At 66.5% G+C, this 22,246-nt stretch carries 20 protein-coding genes; 13 read left to right on the top strand and 7 right to left on the bottom strand.

Annotated elements, in window-relative coordinates; genetic code table 11:
* The first annotated feature begins 7 nt into the window (after window positions 1-7).
* Window positions 8-433: a helix-turn-helix domain-containing protein gene (locus ACTJJX_RS26480; RefSeq protein WP_003114472.1), complete on the top strand. Its 426-nt coding sequence runs from the start codon at window positions 8-10 to the stop codon at window positions 431-433.
* Window positions 434-516: 83 nt separating this feature from the next.
* Here the strand turns inward: ACTJJX_RS26480 and typA are convergent, their stop codons facing one another.
* Complete coding sequence (gene typA, locus ACTJJX_RS26485) at window positions 517-2,334, bottom strand: translational GTPase TypA (protein WP_003096009.1); 1,818 nt, start codon at window positions 2,332-2,334, stop codon at window positions 517-519.
* Window positions 2,335-2,550: 216 nt separating this feature from the next.
* Window positions 2,551-4,005 carry a tRNA uracil 4-sulfurtransferase ThiI gene (gene thiI, locus ACTJJX_RS26490; protein ID WP_003096011.1) on the bottom strand — a complete coding sequence of 485 codons (1,455 nt, stop codon included), beginning with the start codon at window positions 4,003-4,005 and terminating at the stop codon, window positions 2,551-2,553.
* Window positions 4,006-4,341: 336 nt separating this feature from the next.
* Between thiI and glnA the strand changes: the two genes are divergently transcribed.
* Window positions 4,342-5,751 (top strand): glutamate--ammonia ligase, encoded by a 1,410-nt coding sequence (gene glnA / locus ACTJJX_RS26495; RefSeq protein ID WP_003096016.1) that lies wholly within the window; start codon window positions 4,342-4,344, stop codon window positions 5,749-5,751.
* A gap of 147 nt (window positions 5,752-5,898) precedes the next feature.
* Window positions 5,899-6,303, top strand: a complete 405-nt coding sequence (locus ACTJJX_RS26500; RefSeq protein ID WP_003104642.1) for a hypothetical protein — start codon at window positions 5,899-5,901, stop codon at window positions 6,301-6,303.
* On the opposite strand, the gene ACTJJX_RS26505 is transcribed toward ACTJJX_RS26500, so the two are convergent.
* Window positions 6,300-8,507, bottom strand: coding sequence for a mechanosensitive ion channel family protein (locus ACTJJX_RS26505; protein WP_003111156.1), 2,208 nt, complete (start codon window positions 8,505-8,507; stop codon window positions 6,300-6,302). The two genes, ACTJJX_RS26500 and ACTJJX_RS26505, sit on opposite strands and share 4 nt — an antisense overlap.
* A 287-nt stretch (window positions 8,508-8,794) precedes the next feature.
* Here ACTJJX_RS26505 and ACTJJX_RS26510 point away from each other — a divergent pair, with 287 nt between their 5' ends.
* From ACTJJX_RS26510 to ntrC, 4 genes are all read left to right on the top strand, one after another.
* On the top strand, window positions 8,795-9,316 hold the full coding sequence (locus ACTJJX_RS26510; RefSeq protein ID WP_003096024.1) for a DUF4124 domain-containing protein: 522 nt from the start codon (window positions 8,795-8,797) through the stop codon (window positions 9,314-9,316).
* Window positions 9,313-9,885, top strand: a complete 573-nt coding sequence (locus tag ACTJJX_RS26515; protein WP_003114474.1) for a DUF4124 domain-containing protein — start codon at window positions 9,313-9,315, stop codon at window positions 9,883-9,885. The genes ACTJJX_RS26510 and ACTJJX_RS26515 overlap by 4 nt, the downstream gene beginning before the upstream one ends.
* 270 nt (window positions 9,886-10,155) lie before the next feature.
* Window positions 10,156-11,232 carry a two-component system sensor histidine kinase NtrB gene (ntrB, locus tag ACTJJX_RS26520; protein WP_003096033.1) on the top strand — a complete coding sequence of 359 codons (1,077 nt, stop codon included), beginning with the start codon at window positions 10,156-10,158 and terminating at the stop codon, window positions 11,230-11,232.
* A 2-nt stretch (window positions 11,233-11,234) separates the two neighbouring features.
* Window positions 11,235-12,665, top strand: a complete 1,431-nt coding sequence (gene ntrC, locus ACTJJX_RS26525) for a two-component system response regulator NtrC (protein ID WP_003104661.1) — start codon at window positions 11,235-11,237, stop codon at window positions 12,663-12,665.
* A gap of 811 nt (window positions 12,666-13,476) precedes the next feature.
* Here ntrC and ACTJJX_RS26530 read toward each other — a convergent pair.
* Entirely contained in the window at window positions 13,477-13,944 is a 468-nt protein-coding gene (locus ACTJJX_RS26530) for a hypothetical protein (protein ID WP_003096038.1), read from the bottom strand.
* On the opposite strand from ACTJJX_RS26530, the gene trmL reads away from it, so the two are divergent.
* Window positions 13,943-14,404 carry a tRNA (uridine(34)/cytosine(34)/5-carboxymethylaminomethyluridine(34)-2'-O)-methyltransferase TrmL gene (gene trmL / locus ACTJJX_RS26535; protein WP_003096047.1) on the top strand — a complete coding sequence of 154 codons (462 nt, stop codon included), beginning with the start codon at window positions 13,943-13,945 and terminating at the stop codon, window positions 14,402-14,404. The genes ACTJJX_RS26530 and trmL overlap by 2 nt on opposite strands.
* A 58-nt stretch (window positions 14,405-14,462) precedes the next feature.
* Here the strand turns inward: trmL and secB are convergent, their stop codons facing one another.
* The 3 genes from secB to ACTJJX_RS26550 are packed head-to-tail and all read right to left on the bottom strand — an operon-like array spanning window position 14,463 to window position 15,666.
* Complete coding sequence (gene secB / locus ACTJJX_RS26540) at window positions 14,463-14,954, bottom strand: protein-export chaperone SecB (protein ID WP_003096050.1); 492 nt, start codon at window positions 14,952-14,954, stop codon at window positions 14,463-14,465.
* Between the two features lie 36 nt (window positions 14,955-14,990).
* On the bottom strand, window positions 14,991-15,245 hold the full coding sequence (gene grxC, locus ACTJJX_RS26545) for a glutaredoxin 3 (RefSeq protein WP_016852227.1): 255 nt from the start codon (window positions 15,243-15,245) through the stop codon (window positions 14,991-14,993).
* A gap of 1 nt (window position 15,246) precedes the next feature.
* Complete coding sequence (locus ACTJJX_RS26550; RefSeq protein ID WP_003096058.1) at window positions 15,247-15,666, bottom strand: rhodanese-like domain-containing protein; 420 nt, start codon at window positions 15,664-15,666, stop codon at window positions 15,247-15,249.
* A 324-nt stretch (window positions 15,667-15,990) separates the two neighbouring features.
* Here ACTJJX_RS26550 and gpmI point away from each other — a divergent pair, with 324 nt between their 5' ends.
* From gpmI to ACTJJX_RS26575, 5 genes are all read left to right on the top strand, one after another.
* A complete protein-coding gene (gpmI, locus tag ACTJJX_RS26555; RefSeq protein ID WP_003114478.1) occupies window positions 15,991-17,538 on the top strand; it encodes a 2,3-bisphosphoglycerate-independent phosphoglycerate mutase in 1,548 nt (515 codons plus the stop codon).
* A 313-nt stretch (window positions 17,539-17,851) separates the two neighbouring features.
* Complete coding sequence (locus ACTJJX_RS26560) at window positions 17,852-18,670, top strand: CPBP family intramembrane glutamic endopeptidase (RefSeq protein WP_016852228.1); 819 nt, start codon at window positions 17,852-17,854, stop codon at window positions 18,668-18,670.
* A gap of 149 nt (window positions 18,671-18,819) precedes the next feature.
* Window positions 18,820-20,106, top strand: a complete 1,287-nt coding sequence (locus tag ACTJJX_RS26565; protein WP_003123645.1) for a murein hydrolase activator EnvC family protein — start codon at window positions 18,820-18,822, stop codon at window positions 20,104-20,106.
* Window positions 20,107-20,134: 28 nt separating this feature from the next.
* Complete coding sequence (cptA, locus tag ACTJJX_RS26570; RefSeq protein ID WP_003096067.1) at window positions 20,135-21,445, top strand: proteolytic complex protein CptA; 1,311 nt, start codon at window positions 20,135-20,137, stop codon at window positions 21,443-21,445.
* Window positions 21,445-22,218 carry a divergent polysaccharide deacetylase family protein gene (locus ACTJJX_RS26575; RefSeq protein WP_003118013.1) on the top strand — a complete coding sequence of 258 codons (774 nt, stop codon included), beginning with the start codon at window positions 21,445-21,447 and terminating at the stop codon, window positions 22,216-22,218. The genes cptA and ACTJJX_RS26575 overlap by 1 nt, the downstream gene beginning before the upstream one ends.
* Window positions 22,219-22,246 lie beyond the last annotated feature (28 nt).

The following is a 22,246-nucleotide window of genomic DNA, read 5'->3' on the forward strand; positions in this document are numbered from 1 at the left end:
CAAGGGCATGCGGCAACTGGACATAGGCGAGGTCGCGCGACGATCCGGGGTACCGGCCTCGACCCTGCGCTACTACGAGGAAAAGGGACTGATCGCCTCCAGCGGCCGGCACGGCCTGCGCCGGCTGTTCGATGCAGGCGTGCTGGAGCGGCTGGCGCTGATCGGGCTGGGCCGCGCCGCCGGGTTGTCGCTGGACGAGATTGCCGGCATGGGCGCAGCCGACGGCGCGCTGCGGATCGACCGCGCGGCGCTGGCGGCCAAGGCCGACGAACTGGACCGGACGATCCGCCGCCTCGCCGCCATGCGCGACGGCCTGCGGCATGCCGCGGCCTGTCCGGCGCGCGAGCACATGGACTGCCCGACGTTCCGCCGCTTGCTGCGGGCCGCTGCCGCGGGGGCCATCAAGCCCCGCCGGAAAGCGCCCGGCGCATAGCAAAACGGCCGGCAGGCCGGGCACCCCTGCCCTGCCTGCCGGCCGCGAGGCACGCCGTTGCGGCGCGCCGGTACGGCAACGGTTTAGACCTTGCTGCGCTCGTAGCGCTTGCGGTCGTTCTCGTTGAGCATCTTCTTGCGCAGGCGGATCGACTTCGGCGTCACTTCCACCAGCTCGTCGTCGGCGATGAACTCCAGCGCCTGCTCGAGGGTGAAGCGGATCGGCGGAACCAGGGCGATGACTTCGTCCTTGCCGGAAGCGCGCATGTTGTCGAGCTTCTTGCCCTTGGTCGGGTTGATCACCAGGTCGTTGTCACGGCTGTTGATGCCGGCCAACTGGCCTTCGTAGATTTCGTCGCCCGGGCCGAGGAACAACTTGCCGCGGCTCTGCAGGGTCTCCAGCGAGTAGGTCAGCGCGGTGCCGGTGGCCATGGAGACCAGTACGCCGTTCTGGCGGTTGCTGACTTCGCCGGCCTTGATCGGACCGTAGTGGCTGAAGGTCGAGGTCAGGATGCCGGTGCCCGAGGTCAGGGTCAGGAAGTTGTTGCGGAAGCCGATCAGGCCGCGCGCCGGAATGGTGTACTCCAGGCGCACGCGGCCCTTGCCGTCGGGAATCATGTTGCTCAGGTCGCCCTTGCGCAGGCCCATCTGCTCCATCACCGAGCCCTGGTGCTGCTCCTCGATGTCGATGGTGACGTTCTCGTAGGGCTCCTGTTTCTCGCCGTCCTTCTCGATGATCACCACTTCCGGGCGGCCCACGGCCAGCTCGAAGCCTTCGCGGCGCATGGTCTCGATCAGTACCGACAGGTGCAGTTCGCCACGGCCGGAAACCTTGAACTTCTCCGGGCTGTCGCCCGGCTCGACGCGCAGCGCCACGTTATGCAGCAGTTCCTTCTCCAGGCGCTCCTTGATGTTGCGGCTGGTGACGAACTTGCCTTCGCGGCCGGCGAACGGCGAATCGTTGACCTGGAAGGTCATGCTCACGGTCGGCTGGTCGACGGTCAGCGGCGGCAGCGCCTCGACGTTCTGCGGGTCGCACAGGGTATCGGAGATGAACAGCTCCTCCATGCCGCTGACGCAGACGATGTCGCCGGCTTCCGCCTCGGCCACCTCGACGCGCTGCAGGCCGTGGTGGCCCATGATCTTCAGGATGCGGCCGTTGCGCTTGCTGCCGTCGTCGCTGATGGCCACCACCGGGGTGTTGGACTTGACCTTGCCGCGGGTGATGCGGCCGATACCGATCACGCCGAGGAAGCTGTTGTAGTCCAGCTGCGAGATCTGCATCTGGAACGGACCCTCGGTGTCCACCACCGGGGCCGGGACGTGGTCGATGATCGCCTGGAACAGCGCGTCCATGTTGTCGTCCATCTTCTCGTGGTCAAGGCCGGCGATGCCGTTCAGGGCGCTGGCGTAGACGATCGGGAAGTCGAGTTGCTCGTCGGTGGCGCCGAGGTTGTCGAACAGGTCGAAGATCTGGTCGATGACCCAGTCCGGACGCGCGCCCGGGCGGTCGATCTTGTTCACCACCACGATCGGACGCAGCCCGGCCTTGAAGGCCTTCTGGGTCACGAAGCGGGTCTGCGGCATGGGGCCGTCCTGGGCGTCGACCACCAGCAGCACGGAGTCGACCATCGACATCACGCGCTCCACCTCGCCGCCGAAGTCGGCGTGACCGGGGGTGTCGACGATGTTGATGTTGTAGCCGTTCCACTTGATCGCGGTGTTCTTCGCCAGGATGGTGATGCCACGCTCTTTTTCCTGGTCGTTGGAGTCCATCACCCGCTCGCTTTCCGCTTCTTTGCGGTCGAGGGTGCCGGACAGCTTCAGCAGCTTGTCCACCAGGGTGGTCTTGCCATGGTCGACGTGGGCGATGATGGCGATGTTGCGCAGATTTTCGATCACAAGTCTTGTCTCGTTTAACGCCCGAAGCGCGGCTTCGCGGCGGTGGTGGGGTCGGACAGGGCGGCGCCCGACACGACAGGCTTCTTCAATTAAGGGGCGGGCAGCAGGCGGACGCTGCCCCGGTCCGGCCGGCACGCCGAAGGGCGGGCATCGGCCTAGGCGGCGGACGTGTCGGGAGGACGGTGGCGGATGCTGCCGCCGAACAAGCCAGGCTGCTTAAGCCGGACGATAAACACGCACATTGGTGTGCCCCTCGTTGAGCAGGTGATGGGCATGCAGGCGGCTCATCACCCCTTTGTCGCAATACAGGAGGTACTGGCGGTTGGCGTCCAGTTCCTTGAAGCGGCTGTTGATCGCGTAGAACGGCAGCGCCTGGACTTCGACGCCTTCCAGGGCCAGGGGTTCGTCTTCCTGGGCATCAGGATGGCGGATATCGATGACAATCTGACCGGGCAGCACCTCGCCGACCTCTTCCACCTGCAGGTCCTGGCCGAGTTCGTCGATCACCCGGTCGACGGTGCGCTGGGTGGCTCGCTCCAGGGCGCGCTCGAGCACCGCCATGTCGAATTTCGACTCTTCGTGCTCGACGCGGTAGGGCTTGGCCTGGGTGGTCGGGTTCACCGAGATCACCCCGCAGTATTCCGGCATGTGCCGGGCGAACTCGGCGGTGCCGATCTGCCGGGCGGTGTCGATGATGTCCTGCTTGTGGCTGACGATCAGCGGGCGCAGCACCAGGGTGTCGGTAACCCGGTCGATCACCGAGAGGTTCGGCAGGGTCTGGCTGGACACCTGGGAGATCGCCTCGCCGGTCACCAGCGCGTCCAGCTCCAGGCGCTCGGCCACGCGGCTGGCGGCGCGCAGCATCATGCGCTTGAGGGTCACGCCCATATAGCTGTCGTCGACCTTGGTGAGGATCTCGCCGACCACTTCCTCGAACGGCACGCTGACGAACAGCACGCGCTGCGAGCGGCCGTACTTCTCCCACAGGTAGTGGGCGACTTCCATCACCCCCAGTTCGTGGGCGCGCCCGCCGAGGTTGAAGAACACGAAGTGGCTGATCATCCCGCGGCGCATCATCTGGTAGGCCGCCACGGTCGAGTCGAAGCCGCCGGACATCAGCACCAGCACCTGTTCCAGCGCGCCCAGCGGATAGCCGCCCAGGCCCGGATGCTGGCGATGGATGACGAACAGGCGGTCGAGGCGGATTTCCATCCGCACCTCGACTTCCGGCTGCTTCAGGTCGATCCCGGCAGCCCCGCATTCGCGGCGCAGGCCGCTGCCGACGTAACGTTCCACCTCCATCGAGGTGAACGCGTGCTTGCCGGCGCGCTTGCAGCGCACGGCGAAGGTCTTGCCGGCCAACTGGTCGCCGAAATGCGCCTTGCACTTGGCGAGGATGTCGTCGAAATCGCCCAGCGGATACTCGTGGACCTCGAGGAAATGACCGATGCCCGGGGTGCAGGTCAGGCGCTCGATCATCTCGCGCCTGGCCTTGGCGTCGACCACGGCGGTCTCTACCTCCAGGTTGTCCCACTCGCCCTCGACCTTCAGCTCCGGGTCCAGGTCGCGCAGCACCGCGCGGATGTTCTTCGCCAACTGCCGGATGAAGCGCTTGCGCACCGGCCGGCTCTTGATGGTGATTTCCTGGAAGGTCTTGACGATGAGTTTCATGCGAGGGACGCGAACGCGCGGGGCGACGGAAAAAAAGGGGCGGAATTATATCTGAAATTGCTCACGTATTGAGCAGAAATATGCACAGTTATTTTTGCTGCACCAAAATGGAATGATGCACCAACATGGAGCACCATAACGGTGCACCCGAAGGCCGCCCAGCTACCCTGAAGAAGACCTGGCCCCGCCAAACATGGGGCCCTGCCCGATTCCGGGCACTGGCACGCAACTTGCTCACTTGTGAGGCAGGTTGCCCTGGCGGAGTATTCCGGCCGGCATCACCCGATACTGGGGCACAGAAAAAGCTCCCAGCTCTAATCCCTCCTGGAGGACAGCATGTCGTACAAGTCGCACCAACTGATCAAAGACCATGACGTGAAGTGGGTAGACCTGCGCTTCACCGATACCAAGGGCAAGCAGCAACACGTCACCATGCCGGCTCGCGACGCGCTGGACGATGAGTTCTTCGAAGCCGGCAAGATGTTCGACGGCTCCTCCATCGCCGGCTGGAAAGGCATCGAAGCCTCCGACATGATCCTGATGCCGGACGACAGCACCGCCGTCCTCGATCCGTTCACCGAAGAGCCGACCCTGATCCTGGTCTGCGACATCATCGAGCCGAGCACCATGCAAGGCTACGAGCGCGACCCGCGCAACATCGCCAAGCGCGCCGAGGAGTACCTGAAGTCCACCGGCATCGGCGACACCGTGTTCGTCGGCCCGGAGCCGGAGTTCTTCATCTTCGACGAAGTGAAGTTCAAGTCCGACATCTCCGGCTCGATGTTCAAGATCTTCTCCGAGCAGGCTTCCTGGAACACCGACGCCGACATCGAGTCCGGCAACAAGGGCCATCGCCCGGGCGTGAAGGGCGGCTACTTCCCGGTACCGCCGGTCGACCACGACCATGAAATCCGCACCGCCATGTGCAACGCCCTGGAAGAAATGGGCCTGGTGGTCGAAGTCCACCACCACGAAGTGGCGACCGCCGGCCAGAACGAGATCGGCGTGAAGTTCAACACCCTGGTCGCCAAGGCCGACGAAGTGCAGACCCTGAAGTACTGCGTGCACAACGTCGCCGACGCCTACGGCAAGACCGTGACCTTCATGCCGAAGCCGCTGTACGGCGACAACGGTTCGGGCATGCACGTGCACATGTCGATCTCCAAGGACGGCAAGAACACCTTCGCCGGCGAAGGCTATGCCGGCCTGTCCGAGACCGCCCTGTACTTCATCGGCGGCATCATCAAGCACGGCAAGGCCCTGAACGGCTTCACCAACCCCTCGACCAACTCCTACAAGCGCCTGGTCCCGGGCTTCGAAGCTCCGGTGATGCTGGCCTACTCGGCGCGCAACCGTTCCGCCTCGATCCGTATCCCCTACGTATCCAGCCCGAAGGCCCGCCGTATCGAAGCGCGCTTCCCGGACCCGGCAGCCAACCCCTACCTGGCCTTCGCCGCGCTGCTGATGGCCGGCCTGGACGGCATCCAGAACAAGATCCACCCCGGCGATGCCGCCGACAAGAACCTGTACGACCTGCCGCCGGAAGAGGCGAAGGAAATCCCGCAGGTTTGCGGCAGCCTGAAAGAGGCGCTGGAAGAACTCGACAAGGGCCGCGCGTTCCTGACCAAGGGCGGCGTGTTCACCGACGAGTTCATCGATGCCTACATCGAGCTGAAGAGCGAAGAAGAGATCAAGGTGCGCACCTTCGTGCACCCGCTGGAATACGACCTGTACTACAGCGTCTGATCCACCCTTTCCTATAACAACGAGTCACCCTCTTGAGGCCTCCTTCGGGAGGCCTTTTTTATGGGCCGGCCCATGGAGAAACGCAAAGTTCGCCGCGCCGTTCGGTTAGACTTGCCGCGCTCCCCGCCCCAAGGATAAGGACCGTCCATGCGTCACTCTCTCTGGCTCCTGCTTGCCGCCATCCTCAGCCTGCCCGCCCAGGCCGGCACCGAATGCCGCGATATCCACGACCGCGACCTGCGGCGCATGTGCAACGCACTGGAACGCGGCGACAGCGGGGATTGCGGCGACATCGACAGCCGCGACCTGCGGCGTTACTGCGGCGCGCTGCTGGCGCCGGGACAGCGCTACGACTGCGACGACATCCGCGACGGCGACACGCGCCGCCAGTGCCGCGCCATCGTCCGCGGCGACCGCAAGCGCTGCGACGACATCGACAGCCGCGACATGCGCCGCCAGTGCCGGGCCGTGGTATCGCGTGCGCCGTGGCAGTGCGACGGCATCGACGACCGCGACATGCGCCGCATCTGCCGGGTCATCCTGTCGCGCTAGATGCCGCCGTCCGCCGGCGTGCCCTGCTCGTCCGGTTCCGCGGATTTCGCCTTGGGCGCCCGGCTCAACTGTACGTTGAGACGCGGCATGGACAGTTCGAGGCCGGCCTGGTCGAGGCGCCGACGCAGGCGCAGGTTGAACGCCCGCTGGACCTCCCACTGCTTGATCGGCGCGGTCTTGAAGCGGAAGCGCAGGATCGCCTGGCCGTTGTCGAAACTCTCCACGCCCTGCAATTCCATCGGCGACCACAGGTTGCGGTAGACCGCCGGGTCGCTGCGCAGCTCCATCGCGACCTCGCGCACCAGCGCCACCGCGTCGTCGATCGGCATGCTCGCCGGCACCGGCCAGCGGAACATCGCGTAGCCGAACTGACGCGAGTAGTTCTTGATGCTCTTGATCTCGCTGAACGGGATGGTATGCACCACGCCGTCCAGGTCGCGCAGGCGCACGGTACGGATAGTCAGGCCCTCGACCGTGCCAAGGTGGCCGCCGACGTCGACGTAGTCGTCGATCGACAGCGAGTCCTCGATGATGATGAACAGGCCGGTGATCAGGTCCGCCACCAGCGACTGCGCGCCGAAGCCGATGGCCAGGCCGATCACGCCGGCACCGGCCAGCAACGGGGTGACGTTCATGCCCATGTTGGCCAGGGCGACGATCAGGGCGATCACCGCGATGGTGGCGAACAGTACGTTGCGGATCAGCGGCAGCATGGTCAGCGCGCGGGTGTTCGGCCGGCTCTTGCCGCCCAGGCCGAGGCTGTGCTGGATCGCGGTATCGGTGAGGATCCAGATCAGCCAGGCGACCAGCAGGGTGGTGCCGAAGCTGACTACCTTCATGCTGATCTGCTCGCCCTCGCCTTCCGCATAGCGAATCAGCGACATGCCCCAGACGCGCAAGGCGACCTCGATGAAGAACAGCACCACGAAGATGTGCAGCAGGGTGTAGCCGAAGCTTTGCAACTGCTCGATGTACGGCGCGCTGCGGCGCGGGCCGGCGCCGACCCGACTGGAACGGCGGCGGATCAGCCCGATCACGGTCATCGCCACCACCGCCAGCACCGCGCAGACCAGCGCCCGGCGCAACGCCGAACTGCTGTCGCCGGCGGAAACGAAGGTGGCGAACAGGGAAATCCCCACCAGCACCAGCACCGGCACGAACCACAGCGAGCCGACCAGTTGCACCAGGTCGTGCAGGCTACGGCGCTTGAGGCGGCGCTCCAGCGGCTGGTTGCGGATCAGGTGGGCGATCGGCCGGCGGAAACGCATCACGAACAGCGCGGTGAACAGCGCGGCGCTGGCGTTGGCCAGGGTACTCAGGCAGATCGAGGTGTGCTCGCCGAGGCCGGCGATCAGCCGCGGATCGTGGGCGACCTCGCCCAGCGCGGCGAGGCTGCCGATCAGCCACAACGGGCGGAACGCCTGGCGCCGCAGGATATCCAGGGCGCGCTGGCGGTGCGGGCCGCTGAGCAGCGAGAGGGAAATCACGCACAGCGCGGAGAACAGCGTGCCGCAGACCAACACATAGGCCATGACCATCGCCAGGGTCTTGCTCAGGGAGTCCGGCAGCACCACCGACAGGTACAGGGTGATGAGGAAGGCCACCAGCCAGGGGCCCAGCTTGCGCAGGGAAAACAGCAGCAGGTCGCGGGTCTTCGGATGCTGCGGCAACTCCGCCGACAGGCCGAAGCGCTCGCGCATGCGCCGGCTGAGCCAGAGCAGCGCGCTAGCCAGGCAGGCCCAGAGGAGGATCACCACCGAAAAATCGAAGACCATCGCCGGCAGGTCGCGCCAGCTGGGAAAGCGCTCCTCGAGTTCGGCACGCGCCAGCTGGAACTGGTTGCCCCATAACGCGACCGGGCTGTTCGCGCCCTGGAACTGCTTTTCCAGGCTGGTCAGGGTATCGCCGATCAGCCCCAGCACCCCACCCTCGCTTTCCTTGCCTTTCTTGGTCACGTCGCGCAGCTGTTTCAGCTTTTTCAGCAGGTCGGCGCGCTGCCTGTCGTTCTCCAGGGTCTGGATGACCTGGTTCAGCGATTGTTCCAACTGCGCATCGCTGACCTTCTCGCCACCGGAGGAACTCCCCGCCAACGGGTTCGGCAGCGCCGCGGCGCCCGGCGGCGAGTAGAACAGGGCGGCGCAGAGGCACAGCAGCAGGGCCGCCAGGACGCGGGAGCGAAGGGTGAAGCGGGCGATGATCGGCACGAGAAAGGCAGTCCCCAAGGTGAGAAACCGAAACAGCCGCATCATACAAGCCGGACACCCGCCGTTTCGAACGGGGCCGCCGGCCGGCGGCGCAAGCACAGACACTCTGGCGCAACGAGGGTTCGCCCCGCCAGTGCCGGCTGAGACGAACGCAGCCGCGCGGCGGGGCACAGCGACCGCCAACGTGCCCCAGCGCACACCTTCGAATACCCGCATGCCGCACAATGCACGGCTTGCCAGCGCGCCGATGCGGTGCAACGCTTGGCAGGTTCACCCGGAGACCGTCCATGCGCCTGATCACCAGCTGCCTGCTCCTGGCCGCCGCCCTGCCGGCCATGGCGCAGATCTACCAATACACCGACGCCAACGGCAACAAGGTATTCACCAACCAGCCGCCAGACGGGGTGCAGGCGCAGACCGTCGAACTGCAGCCGACCAATACCGTAGGAATCGACACGCCGGAAAAGTCCTCCGCGGGCAATGCCCCGGCCGCCGATAGCGAGGCCGCCGCCTACGAGATCCTTGCCCTCAGCGACCTCCCCACGGAAGAGGCGCTGCGCGCCAACAACGGCACCTTCAACGTCAGCGTCAGCATCCGCCCGGCCCTGCACAGCGGCCACCAGTTGCAACTGGTGCTGGACGGCAAACCCTACGGCACGCCCAGCGGCGGCACCCGCTTCACCCTGCACGAGATCGACCGCGGCGACCACAGCCTCGCGGTACAGGTACTCAACGGCGAACGGGTGCTGCAATCCAGCCCGCCGGTGACCTTCACCGTGCAGCGCGTGCACCTCGGGAAGAAACGATGATCCCGCGCATTCTCGGCGCCCTCCTGCTGTGCCTGGCCTGCGCCGCGCAAGCGGGGGTCTACACCTACATCGACGCCGAGGGCAACCGCGTCTACACCGACCAGCCGCCCAGCGGGCGCAAGGCCCAACGCGTCGAACTGGCGCCGGGCAACAGCGTGGCACCACCGGGCATACGCTATCGTCCGCCCGCCGCGCCGCTGGAGGTGAAGCCGCCGGCCTACCAGCTACTGCGCATCCTCTTCCCCGAACCGGACGCAACCCTGCGCGCCAACAGCGGCGACGTCATCGTCACCGTCACCAGCGAGCCGGCGCTGCTGCCCGGCCATCGCTATCGCCTGCTGCTCGACGGCAAGCCTGCCGGAGTGCCGGGACGCAGCCCGGTGTTCCCGTTGAAGAACCTCGATCGCGGCACCCACCAGGTCGCAGTGGAAATCATCGATGGCGACGGCATGACCGTCGAAAGCACCCCGAGCCAGCCCTTCCACCTGCATCGAGTGAGCATCGCCGGGCAACCCCTGCCGGAGGTCGATACGCCGCTGGTCAGCGCGATAGAGCCAAGCGAGCGCTAGCCGAACTTCCCCTGCCCACTCCACGGTGCGCGGGATTTTCCGGTTTATTTCCCGATTCTCCTGGCGAAAACGCCGCCGGCCACGCCAACGCACCAGATTGGTGCGATTACCCGCACCACTTTCTATACTGTCCCCATTTCGGGTCACCGCTCGTCGCCGAAAACCTTCCCGGCGCACCTCTAGCCAGCGCCTCGGCAGAAAAAACGCGCCTTTTCGGCGCCTGGTTTGCTTTTTGCATTTTCCTGCCCAACCTTGGAACAGCTGCCCGCCATGCCGACCGATACCCTGCACCGACTGTTGCTCGACAACCTGACCACCGCGGTGATCCTGCTCAACGGCGAACTGCGCCTGGAGTACATGAACCCGGCGGCGGAGATGCTCCTGGCCGTGAGCGGCCAGCGCAGCCACGGGCAATTCATCAGCGAGCTGTTCACCGAATCGCCGGAAGCCTTGAACTCGCTGCGCCAGGCGGTGGAACAGGCACATCCGTTCACCAAGCGCGAAGCGACCCTGACCTCGATCACCGGCGTCAGCATCACGGTCGACTATGCGGTGACGCCCATCCTCAACCGCAACGAGACGCTGCTGCTGCTCGAGGTCCATCCGCGCGACCGGCTGATGCGGATCACCCGCGAAGAAGCGCAGTTGTCCAAGCAGGAGACCACCAAGCTGCTGGTGCGCGGGCTCGCCCACGAGATCAAGAACCCGCTCGGCGGCATCCGCGGCGCAGCGCAACTGCTATCCCGCGAGCTGCCGGAAGAGTCGCTGAAGGACTACACCAACGTCATCATCGAAGAAGCCGACCGGTTGCGGAACCTGGTGGACCGCATGCTCGGCTCGAACAAACTGCCGAACCTGGCGCCGACCAACATCCATGAAGTGCTGGAGCGGGTCAGCAGCCTGGTGGAAGCGGAGAGCCAGGGCAGCATCACCCTGGTCCGCGACTACGACCCGAGCATCCCCGACCTGCTGCTCGACCGCGAGCAAATGATCCAGGCCGTGCTCAACATGGTACGCAACGCCATGCAGGCGATCGCCGGGCAGAACGACCTGCGCCTCGGTCGCATCACCCTGCGCAGCCGTACCCTGCGCCAGTTCACCATCGGCCACACGCGTCACCGCCTGGTGTGCAAGGTGGAGATCATCGACAACGGCCCGGGCATTCCGGCCGAGCTCCAGGAAACCATCTTCTACCCCATGGTCAGCGGCCGTCCGGACGGTACCGGACTCGGCCTGGCCATCGCCCAGAACATCATCAGCCAGCACCAGGGGCTGATTGAATGCGAGAGCCACCCCGGCCATACCGTGTTCAGTCTGTTCCTGCCCCTGGAACAAGGAGTGCATTGACCATGAGCCGATCAGAGACCGTCTGGATCGTCGACGACGACCGCTCCATCCGCTGGGTACTGGAAAAGGCCCTGCAACAGGAAGGCATGACCACGGTGAGCTTCGACAGCGCCGACAGCGTGATCGGCCGCCTCGGCCGGCAGCAGCCGGACGTGATCATCTCCGATATCCGCATGCCCGGCGCCAGCGGCCTCGACCTGCTGGCGCAGATCCGCGAACTGCATCCGCGCCTGCCGGTGATCATCATGACCGCGCATTCCGACCTCGACAGCGCGGTGGCCTCCTACCAGGGCGGCGCCTTCGAATACCTGCCCAAGCCGTTCGACGTCGACGAGGCGGTCTCCCTGGTCAAGCGCGCCAACCAGCACGCCCAGGAGCAGCAGGGCCTGGAGCTGCCGGCGAACCAGGCGCGCACGCCGGAGATCATCGGCGAGGCGCCGGCGATGCAGGAGGTATTCCGCGCCATCGGCCGCCTCAGCCATTCCAACATCACCGTGCTGATCAACGGCGAATCGGGTACCGGCAAGGAGCTGGTCGCCCATGCCCTGCATCGCCACAGCCCGCGCGCAGCCTCGCCATTCATCGCGCTGAACATGGCGGCGATCCCCAAGGACCTGATGGAATCCGAGCTGTTCGGCCATGAGAAGGGCGCCTTCACCGGGGCCGCCGCCCAGCGCCGCGGACGCTTCGAGCAGGCCGATGGCGGCACCCTGTTCCTCGACGAGATCGGCGACATGCCGGCCGACACCCAGACCCGCCTGCTGCGCGTCCTGGCCGACGGCGAGTTCTACCGGGTCGGCGGGCACACGCCGGTGAAGGTCGACGTGAGGATCATCGCCGCCACCCACCAGAACCTGGAAAGCCTGGTGCGCGACGGCAAGTTCCGCGAGGACCTGTTCCATCGCCTGAACGTGATCCGCATCCACATCCCGCGGCTGGCCGACCGCCGCGAGGACATCCCGGCGCTGGCCCGGCACTTCCTCAGCCGCGCCGCCCAGGAGCTGGCGGTGGAACCCAAGCTGCTGAAGGCGGAAACCGAGGAGTACCTGAAGAACCTCGGCTGGCCGGGCAACGTCCGCCAACTGGAGAACACCTGCCGCTGGATCACCGTGATGGCCTCCGGCCGCGAGGTGCACATCGACGACCTGCCGCCGGAGCTGCTGACCCAGCCGCAGGACAGCGCGCCGGCGGCGAACTGGGAACAGGCCCTGCGCCAGTGGGCCGACCAGGCGCTGGGCCGCGGCCAGTCGAACCTGCTGGACAGCGCCGTGCCGGCCTTCGAACGGATCATGATAGAAACCGCCCTCAAGCACACCGCCGGCCGCCGCCGCGATGCCGCCGTGCTGCTCGGCTGGGGCCGCAATACCCTGACCCGCAAGATCAAGGAGCTGGGGATGAACGTCGATGGAGCCGACGACGAAGGCGACGACTGAAGCGCCACTGCTCCCATGAGCGACCCAACGGGGCCTTCGGGCCCCGTTTTTCATGGTCCGTCGCGCGCCCCTGCCAAGCGAGACGCCGCCCCAGCCTCGGCAGGGCGCCCGCCCGGAACCACCGGTCAAATCGTAGCGTAGGGCGAATAACCGCATCGCGGTTATCCGCCGATTGTGCAGGGCCGCGGCGGATAACGCCTATGGCGTTATTCGCCCTACAGGCCGCAGCACAGCCCCAACCTCGGCGAGCACCCGCCCGGCACCGTCGATCAAACCGTGGCGTAGGGCGAATAACCGCATCGCGGTTATCCGCCGGTTCGGCAGGGCTGCGGCCCTTGCCCGGATTTTGGGCAGCGTGCACCAGCAGGCGACAAATCGGCATCAATCGCTGGCGGAAAAGCCCGCTCCGTCATTTTTCCGCAATCGACTTCCCACAAACCCCTGGGATGCCGCCAAGCCCTTGATCCACGGGCTTCCAGAGGCATTCATCACCAGCTCGCCCACAGACTTATCCACAATCCTTCAGGAAAGCGCGCGCGCCGCCAGCGCGCTCATGAGAATTGGCACAGCCCCTGCATTGGAGCAGATAACGAAGATTTCGGGGGCCTCGGTACAGGCAGGCTGGGGAATCCCCTCTTTTACACCCGGCGGCAGACGCAGCATCCGCGCGCAACCGCCACACCCGTTTCGGGGACCTCGGTACAGGCAGGCTGAGAACTCCCCTCTTTTATGCCCGGCGGTAGCGCAGTGATCCGCGCCTCCGCCCTCCCGTTTGGGGACCTCGGTACAGGCAGGCTGAGAATTCCCCCTTTTATTCCCGGCCGTCGCGCTCCTGCAGTTCGACGACCAGGCGCCAGCCCTCGCCGTCCTCCGACCACTGCCAGCGCCCCTGCAAGGGGCGGGTCGAGACCAGGCTCAACAGCAGCGCCTTTCCCTCCTCGCGGACGCGCCAGCGCAACGGTTGGCCCAGCCATCGTCCATCTCCCTGCTGCGCCGCGCCCCGGGCGACGATGCGCAACGTCAGGGCACCCTCCACCCGTGCCGCCGTAACCGCAGCCTGGCGATCGAAGCGCAGGACCAGGCCCTGCTCGCTCTCCCCGACCGCCAGCAGTTGCGGCGCAGACGTCGGCAGCGAAGCGGGACCGAACAACCTGCCGAGCATCAGCCCGAACAACAACCCGGCAAGCACCAGCGCACCCCAGACTTTCCAGCGCTGGCGCCGCAGATCGTCGATGGCGGAGGTAGAATGCCGCCCGTTATCTGCTCCGGAGCCCTGCATGTTCCACGTCATCCTGTTTCAACCGGAGATACCTCCGAATACCGGCAACATTATCAGGCTCTGCGCCAACGCCGGATGCAGTCTGCACCTGATCGAGCCGCTCGGTTTCGAACTGGACGACAAGCGCTTGCGCCGTGCCGGCCTCGACTACCACGAATACGCCAGCGTACGCCGCTACCCGGATCTGCAGAGCTGCCTCGAGGCCCTCGGCCAGCCACGCCTGTTCGCCTTCACCACCAAGGGGTCGCGGGCCTTCCACGAAGTGGCCTACCAGCGCGGCGATGCCTTCCTCTTCGGCCCGGAAAGCCGCGGACTGCCGGAGGACGTGCGCAACGCCCTGCCAACCGATCGGCGCCTGCGCCTGCCGATGCGCGAAGGCTGCCGTAGCCTGAACCTGTCCAACACGGTGGCGGTGACCGTCTACGAAGCCTGGCGCCAGCTCGGCTTCGCCATGGACTGAGCCGGCCGACAGGCATGAAAAAGCCCGCGCAAGGCGGGCTTCTTCGCAAGCGCTGGGCTTACTGGACCGACGGCGTCGGGATCTCGCCGGAGGCCTGCATGCGGGCGATTTCCTGGGCGTAGAGGGCGTCGAAGTTCACCGGCGACAGCATCAGCGCCGGGAACGAACCGCGTACCACCAGGTTGTCCAGGGCTTCGCGAGCGTACGGGAAGAGGATGTTCGGGCAGAACGCGCCAAGGGTATGGCTCATGCTCGACGGATCGAGGTTCTTGATCAGGAAGATGCCGGCCTGCTGCACTTCGGCGATGAAGGCAGTGGTGTCCTCGCCGTTCTTCACGGTCACCGATACGGTCAGGACCACTTCGTAGAAGTCGCCGTCCAGCTGCTTCTGGCGAGTGTTCAGGTCCAGGCTGATGGACGGGTTCCATTCCTGGCGGAAGATTTCCGGTGACTTCGGCGACTCGAACGACAGGTCGCGCAGGTAGATGCGCTGCAGGGAGAACTGGGGTTGCTGCTCGTCGGCAGCGCCGTTGGTAGCTTGCTCGGTCATTTTCGGGCCTTCCCTTGGGTCAATTCATGAATGGTTTCAGGCAGACAGCAGCGCGTCCAGCTTGCCGGCGCGCTCCAGTGCATGAAGGTCGTCGCAGCCGCCGACATGGGTCTCGCCGATCCAGATCTGCGGCACGGTGGTCGATCCCGCCTTGCGTGCCAGCTCGGCGCGCAGTTCGGGCTTGCCGTCGCAGGCGATCTCCTGGAAGTCCACGCCCTTGCGTTGCAGCAACTGCTTGGCGCGGATGCAGTACGGACACCAGGCGGTGGTGTAGATCACGACGAGCGGCATGTCACTTCACCAGCGGCAGGTTGTCGCCGCGCCAGCTGCCGATCCCGCCGGACAGCTTGGCGGCGTTGAAGCCGGCCTTCTTCAGGACGCCGCCCCAGGTACCGGAGTGCTGGCCCATGGCGTCGACCAGGATGATGGTCTTGCCCTTGTACTTTTCCAGTTCGGTCATGCGGCTGTTCAGCTTGTCGGCCGGGATGTTCAGCGCGTCGACGATGTGCCCGCTGGCGAACTCCTTGGCCGGACGGATATCCAGGACCACCGCCTGGTCGGCATTGACCAGCGCGGTCAGCTCGCGGGTCGACAGGCTCTTGCCGCCCTTGCGCAGCTCGTGCAGCAACAGCAGGACCAGCAGGACCAGCAGCGCCGCGACCAGCAGGTAGTGGTTGGTGGCGAACTCGATCAGACGGGAAACGAATTGCATGGTGACGGATATCCAGGGCGTAAAAATGCCGGCCAGTATACAGACCGCGCCGGCCAGGGGGGAACCCGCCGGGCGGCGCCCCGCTCGGCTCCAGGAAATGGCGTCGCGGGAAACTTCACGGTTAGAATGCCGGTCCTTTTCTGTGAAGCTGGCCAGTTCCGGCCCGGGCACGGTTCGGGCGGGACAGAGGGAGCGAGGATAGCGGCATTCGGTTGCGGATCGGCGTCATCGGTTTAATCAATCAGCCTCTTCCTACGTCTTGAACGACAATGTTCCCACTAAATTTGGTCAGTTTCTGAACCCCGCGGAAATAGAGCCGGACATATGACTGCCACGCCCAAACCCCTGGTCCTGATCATCCTGGACGGCTTCGGCCACAGCGAAAGCCCTGACTACAACGCCATCTACGCCGCGAAGAAGCCGGTCTGGGATCGCCTCCTGGCAACCCAGCCGCACGGCCTGATCTCCGGCTCCGGCATGGACGTCGGCCTGCCCGACGGCCAGATGGGCAATTCCGAGGTCGGCCACATGAACCTCGGCGCAGGCCGCGTGGTGTACCAGGACTTCACCCGCGTCACCAAGGCCATCCGCGACGGCGAATTCTTCGAAAACCCGGTGATCGCCGGCGCGGTCGACAAGGCCGTCGCCGCCGACAAGGCGGTGCACATCCTCGGCCTGCTCTCCCCGGGCGGCGTACACAGCCATGAAGACCACCTGGTGGCGATGGCGCAGATGGCCGCCAGGCGCGGCGCCGGCAAGATCTACCTGCATGCCTTCCTGGATGGCCGCGATACCCCGCCGAAAAGCGCGCAGCCGTCGCTGGAGCGTCTCGACGCCACCTTCGCCGGGCTCGGCAAGGGCCGCATCGCCTCGATCATCGGCCGCTATTTCGCGATGGACCGCGACAACCGCTGGGACCGCGTCCAGGCCGCCTATGAACTGATTGTCGACGGCAAGGCCGAGTTCACCGCCGACTCCTCGGTGGCAGCCCTCGAGGCCGCCTACGCCCGCGGCGAGAGCGACGAATTCGTCAAGGCCACCGCGGTGGTCCCGGCCGGCGCCGAAGCGGTGCGGGTCGAGGATGGCGACGCGGTGATCTTCATGAACTTCCGCGCCGACCGCGCCCGCGAGCTGAGCCGCGCCTTCGTCGAGCCGGCATTCAATGAGTTCCCCCGCGAACGAGCCCCGCAGCTGGCAGGTTTCGTCATGCTGACCCAGTACGCGGCGAGCATCCCGGCGCCCTGCGCCTTCCCGCCGGAGCCGCTGACCAACGTCCTCGGCGAGTACCTGGCCAAGCATGGCAAGACCCAGCTGCGCATCGCCGAGACCGAGAAGTACGCCCATGTGACCTTCTTCTTCTCCGGCGGCCGCGAGGAACCCTACGAGGGCGAGGAGCGCATCCTGATCCCCTCGCCGAAGGTCGCCACCTACGACCTGCAGCCCGAGATGAGCGCGCCGGAAGTCACCGACCGTATCGTCGAGGCCATCGAGCAACAGCGCTACGACGTGATCGTGGTCAACTACGCCAACGGCGACATGGTCGGCCACACCGGGGTGTTCGAGGCCGCGGTCAAGGCCGTGGAGTGCCTGGACACCTGCATGGGCCGTATCGTCGAGGCGCTGGACAAGGTCGGCGGCGAAGCCCTGATCACCGCCGACCACGGCAATGTCGAGCAGATGGAAGACGAGTCCACCGGCCAGGCGCACACCGCGCACACCTGCGAACCGGTGCCCTTCGTCTACGTCGGCAAGCGCAAGCTGAGCATCCGCGAAGGCGGCGTGCTGGCCGACGTGGCGCCGACCATGCTGACCCTCATGGGGCTGGAGCAGCCGGCGGAAATGACCGGTCGCAGCATCGTCACCCTCGGCTGATCCGCGAACGACGAACTCCCGCGCAGGGCGGATAACCACGTCGCGGTTATCCGCCGCTTCTGCAGGCCATCGACGGATAACGCCTGCGACGTTATCCGCCGTAGCGGGCCGGGCGCCGCGCCCTGTTTCCACGACGCCACCTTCCCCGCTTTAACGCTGCCGATCGGCCGACAGGCCTGGCCACACGGCGTCGAGACGTGTGCCGCGGTTTTCATTTTCCGCGTCTCCCCCCCTGCCTCCCGCTACGTCGCCGAGGCCCGTGCTAGCCTTGCCCGCGCTGTCTTTTCCATCTGCCCTACAAGGATTTCCGCCGATGTGGTTCCTCCTCGCCACCTCGCTCCTCGCCCTGTCCTTCCAGCGCCTGCTGGCCCTCGTCTTGCTGCTCGCGACCTGCTGCCTCGCCTTCTACGACGGGGTTCTCGCTCCGCCTGCGGTCGCCGCCCTGGCTGCACTGGGCGTCCTCGCCCTGTTGCGCCGGCGCCTGGCGGCACGCCGCGCCTGGGCCCTGGGCCTGGAGCTGCTGCTGGTCGCCGGCGCGGTGGGCCTGTTCCTGCACCTGCTACCCGGCTTCGCCAACCCCAGGGTCCTGGACAAGGCGGTGGTCGGCCCGCAGAGCCTGCCGTTCACCATGTACTTCAACTTCGACAAGGCACTGGTGCCGTTCCTGCTACTGGCCTGCCTGCCGAGCCTGTTCCGCGACGAAGCCCGCGCTCCCGGCCGCCCCTGGTACTGGCTGCTGCTCGTGGCGGCGGTGCCGGCGCTGCTTCTGCTGGCTGTCGGCGTCGGCCTGCTGCGGCCGGAACTCCACGCGCCGGCCTGGCTCTGGCAGTTCGTCCTGGCCAACCTGTTCTTCGTTTCCCTTGCCGAGGAAGCGCTGTTCCGCGGCTACCTGCAGCAACGCCTGGGCCAATGGCTGGGCCCCTGGCCCGCCCTGGCGCTGGCCTCGGCGCTGTTCGGCCTGGCGCACTTCGCCGGCGGCCCGCTGCTGATGCTGTTCGCCGGCCTCGCCGGGCTGATCTACGGGTTGGCCCGGCTGTGGAGCGGCCGCCTGTGGGTGGCGACGCTGTTCCACTTCGGGCTGAACCTGACGCATCTGCTGCTGTTCACCTACCCGCTCTACAGACCCGCCTGATGCCCGTGGCCTTCGTCGTCGACGACATCCGCCGCTGCCATCCGGCTGAAATACGTGGAAGCGCCCCACAGCGCGCGGTGCGGGGCGTTTTTTTTAACGGCGGCCACGGGCATACTAGGCCGGTCCAATTCCCAGGTGCCCGCCACCCCATGCTCCGCCTCCTTCCTCTCCTGCTATCCCTCGCCTGTCTCGCTCCGGCCTTCGCCGACGAGCGCGCCGACACCCAACGCCAGCTGGAACAGACGCAGAAGGACATCGGCGAGCTGAAGAAGCTGCTGGACGGCATCCAGCAGGAAAAGAGCGGCGTGCAGAAGCAGCTGAAGTCCACCGAGACCGAGATGGGCGACCTGGAAAAACAGATCAAGGCCCTGCAGGACGAGCTGGACAAGAGCGAAGCCGAGCTGAAACGGCTGGATGGGGAGAAAAAAAAACTCCAGGACGCGCGCATTGAGCAGCAGCGCCTCCTCGCCATCCAGGCCCGCGCGGCCTACCAGAGTGGACGCGAGGAATACCTGAAGCTGCTGCTGAACCAGGAACACCCGGAAAAATTCAGCCGCACCCTCACCTACTACGACTACATCAACAAAGCCCGTCTCGAACAGCTCGCCAGCTTCAACGAAACCCTCCGCCAGCTGGCCAACGTCGAGCAGGACATCTCTGCGCAGAAAGCCGAACAACTGAGCAAGCAAGGCGAGCTGGACAGCCGCCGCGAGGCGCTGGCAGCGACCCGCAAGGAGCGCCAGCAAGCCCTGGCCAAGCTGAACAGCGACTACCGCGAACGCGACCAGAAGCTCAAGTCCCGCCAACAGGACCAGGCCGAGCTGGCCAAGGTACTGCGGACCATCGAGGAAACCCTGGCCCGCCAGGCCCGCGAAGCCGCCGCCGCGGCGGAGCGCGAGCGCCAGCGCGCGCTGGCCGCCGAACGCGAGCGTGCGCGCCAGCAGCAGGCCGCCCCCGGACGAGTCACCAGCCCGCCGCGCGAACCTGCGCCGGGCCCGCTGGTCTCAAGCACTGGCGCGGTCTACGGCGGCGCGTTCGGCTCGGCCCGCGGCAAGCTGCCGTGGCCGGTGAATGGCCGCGTCGTGGCGCGCTTCGGCAGCCAGCGCGGCGACGATCCGCGGGCGAAATGGGACGGCGTACTGATTTCGGCGAGCGCCGGCAGCACCGTCCGCGCGGTGCACGGCGGACGCGTGGTATTCGCCGACTGGTTGCGCGGAGCCGGCCTGTTGGTCATCCTCGACCACGGTGGCGGCTACCTCAGCCTTTATGGCCATAATCAAAGCCTGCTGAAAGACGCCGGCGACACCGTGAAGGCCGGAGACCCGATCGCCACCGTTGGAACCAGCGGCGGCCAGAGTAGCCCGGCCGTGTACTTCGCCATTCGCCATCAGGGCCGCCCGGCGGACCCTACTACCTGGTGCCGCGCACAGGGATAGGCGCCGAACTCGTGATTAGGAGCTGAACATGCTGCATTGCTTCCGTCCCACCACCCTGGCGCTGGCCCTGCTGCTCGGCGCGGGCGCGGCCCAGGCTGCCGACGCCCCGGCCGACGCCGCGCCACTGGCCAACGGTAGCAGTGCCCCGCTGCCCCTCGACGAGCTGCGTACCTTCGCCGAGGTTCTCGACCGGGTGAAGGCCGCCTATGTCGAGCCAGTGGACGACAAGACCCTGCTGGAGAACGCCATCAAGGGCATGCTCAGCAACCTCGACCCGCACTCCGCCTACCTCGGCCCGGAGGACTTCGCCGAGCTGCAGGAAAGCACCAGCGGCGAGTTCGGCGGCCTGGGCATCGAGGTCGGCAGCGAAGACGGCTTCATCAAGGTGGTCTCGCCGATCGACGACACCCCCGCGGCCCGCGCCGGCATCCAGCCCGGCGACCTGATCGTGCAGATCGACGGCAAGCCGACCAAGGGCCAGTCGATGACCGAAGCGGTCGACAGCATGCGCGGCAAGGCCGGCTCCCCGATCACCCTGACCATCGTCCGCGATGGCGGCAGACCGTTCGACGTCGAACTCAAGCGCGCCATCATCAAGGTCAAGAGTGTCAAGAGCCAGGTCCTCGAACCCGGCTACGCCTACCTGCGCATCACCCAGTTCCAGGTCAACACCGGCGAGGAAGTGGTCAAGGCGCTGAACCAGCTGCGCAAGGACAACAAGGGCCGTCTCAAGGGCCTGGTCCTGGACCTGCGCAACAACCCCGGCGGCGTGCTGCAGTCCGCCGTCGAGGTAGCCGACGCCTTCCTCACCAAGGGCCTGATCGTCTACACCAAGGGCCGCATCGCCAACTCCGAGCTGCGCTTCAGCGCCGACCCGGCCGATCCCAGCGACAAGGTTCCGCTGGTGGTGCTGATCAACGGTGGCAGCGCCTCGGCGGCGGAAATCGTCGCCGGTGCCCTGCAGGACCAGAAGCGCGCGATCCTGATGGGCACCGACAGCTTCGGCAAGGGCTCGGTGCAGACCGTGCTGCCGCTGAACAACGACCGCGCCCTGAAGCTCACCACCGCGCTCTACTACACCCCCAACGGGCGCTCCATCCAGGCCCAGGGCATCGTTCCGGACATCGAAGTCGGACGCGCCAAGGTGACCCAGGAGCGGAGCAGCTTCGAGGGCTTCAAGGAAGCCGACCTGCAGGGCCACCTGGCCAACGGCAACGGCGGTGCCGACCGCCCCACCGGCAAGCGTGCCGCGCCGAGCGAGCGCCCGCAGGATTCCGACTACCAGCTCAGCCAGGCCCTTAGCCTGCTGAAAGGCCTGAGCGTCACCCGCGGCAACTGATGTCGGCGTTTCGCGTTGCCCTGCTGGGCCTGTGCCTGCTGTTCAACCAGGCCCAGGCCCGCCAGGACCCCGCCCCCTACCAGCGCCCGCCGCTGCTGACCGTGGTCATCGATGACCTCGGGCAGAACCTGGCGCGCGACCGCCGGGTCCTCGACCTGCCCCCCGGCGTAACCCTGGCGATCATCCCGGAAACCCCGCATGCCGCCGAACTGGCCCGCGAGGCGCACCAGCGCGGGCGCACGGTGATCCTGCACATGCCGATGGACCCGGCCGGCGGTCCCTACGCCTGGCGGCCGGAGCTGACCCAGGAAGAGCGTGCGCGGCGGCTGGACGCGGCGCTGGCCAAGGTGCCGTTCGTGCAAGGCCTGAACAACCACGAGGGCAGCCGCATGACCGCGGTGCGCCCGGCGATGGCCTGGCTCGCCGAGGAACTCCAGCGTCGCGGCCTGTACCTGGTCGACAGCCGCACCAGCGCCGCCACCGTGGCCGCCAGCGAGGCGCAGCGGATCGGCCTGGCGAGCGTCTCGCGCGATGTGTTCCTCGACAACGAAGCCACACCGGAAGCGGTCTCCGCACAACTGCAGGCCGGCGTCGCCCTGGCCCGCAAGCAGGGTTCGGCGTTGCTCATCGGCCACCCGCACAAGGCCACCCTCGACGTGCTGGCGCGGGAGCTGCCGAAGCTGCGCGCCCAGGGCATCGAGCTGGTACCGCCGCAGATGCTCATCGGCGAGCGCGGCAACCGCAACGTCAACCCACGCCAGGCGCCGCACTGAAGCCGGGTTTACCGGCGTCGCGGCAGCG

It is taken from the genome of Pseudomonas sp. 22490 (genome assembly GCF_052044465.1).
In the GTDB taxonomy this organism is placed as follows: domain Bacteria; phylum Pseudomonadota; class Gammaproteobacteria; order Pseudomonadales; family Pseudomonadaceae; genus Pseudomonas; species Pseudomonas aeruginosa.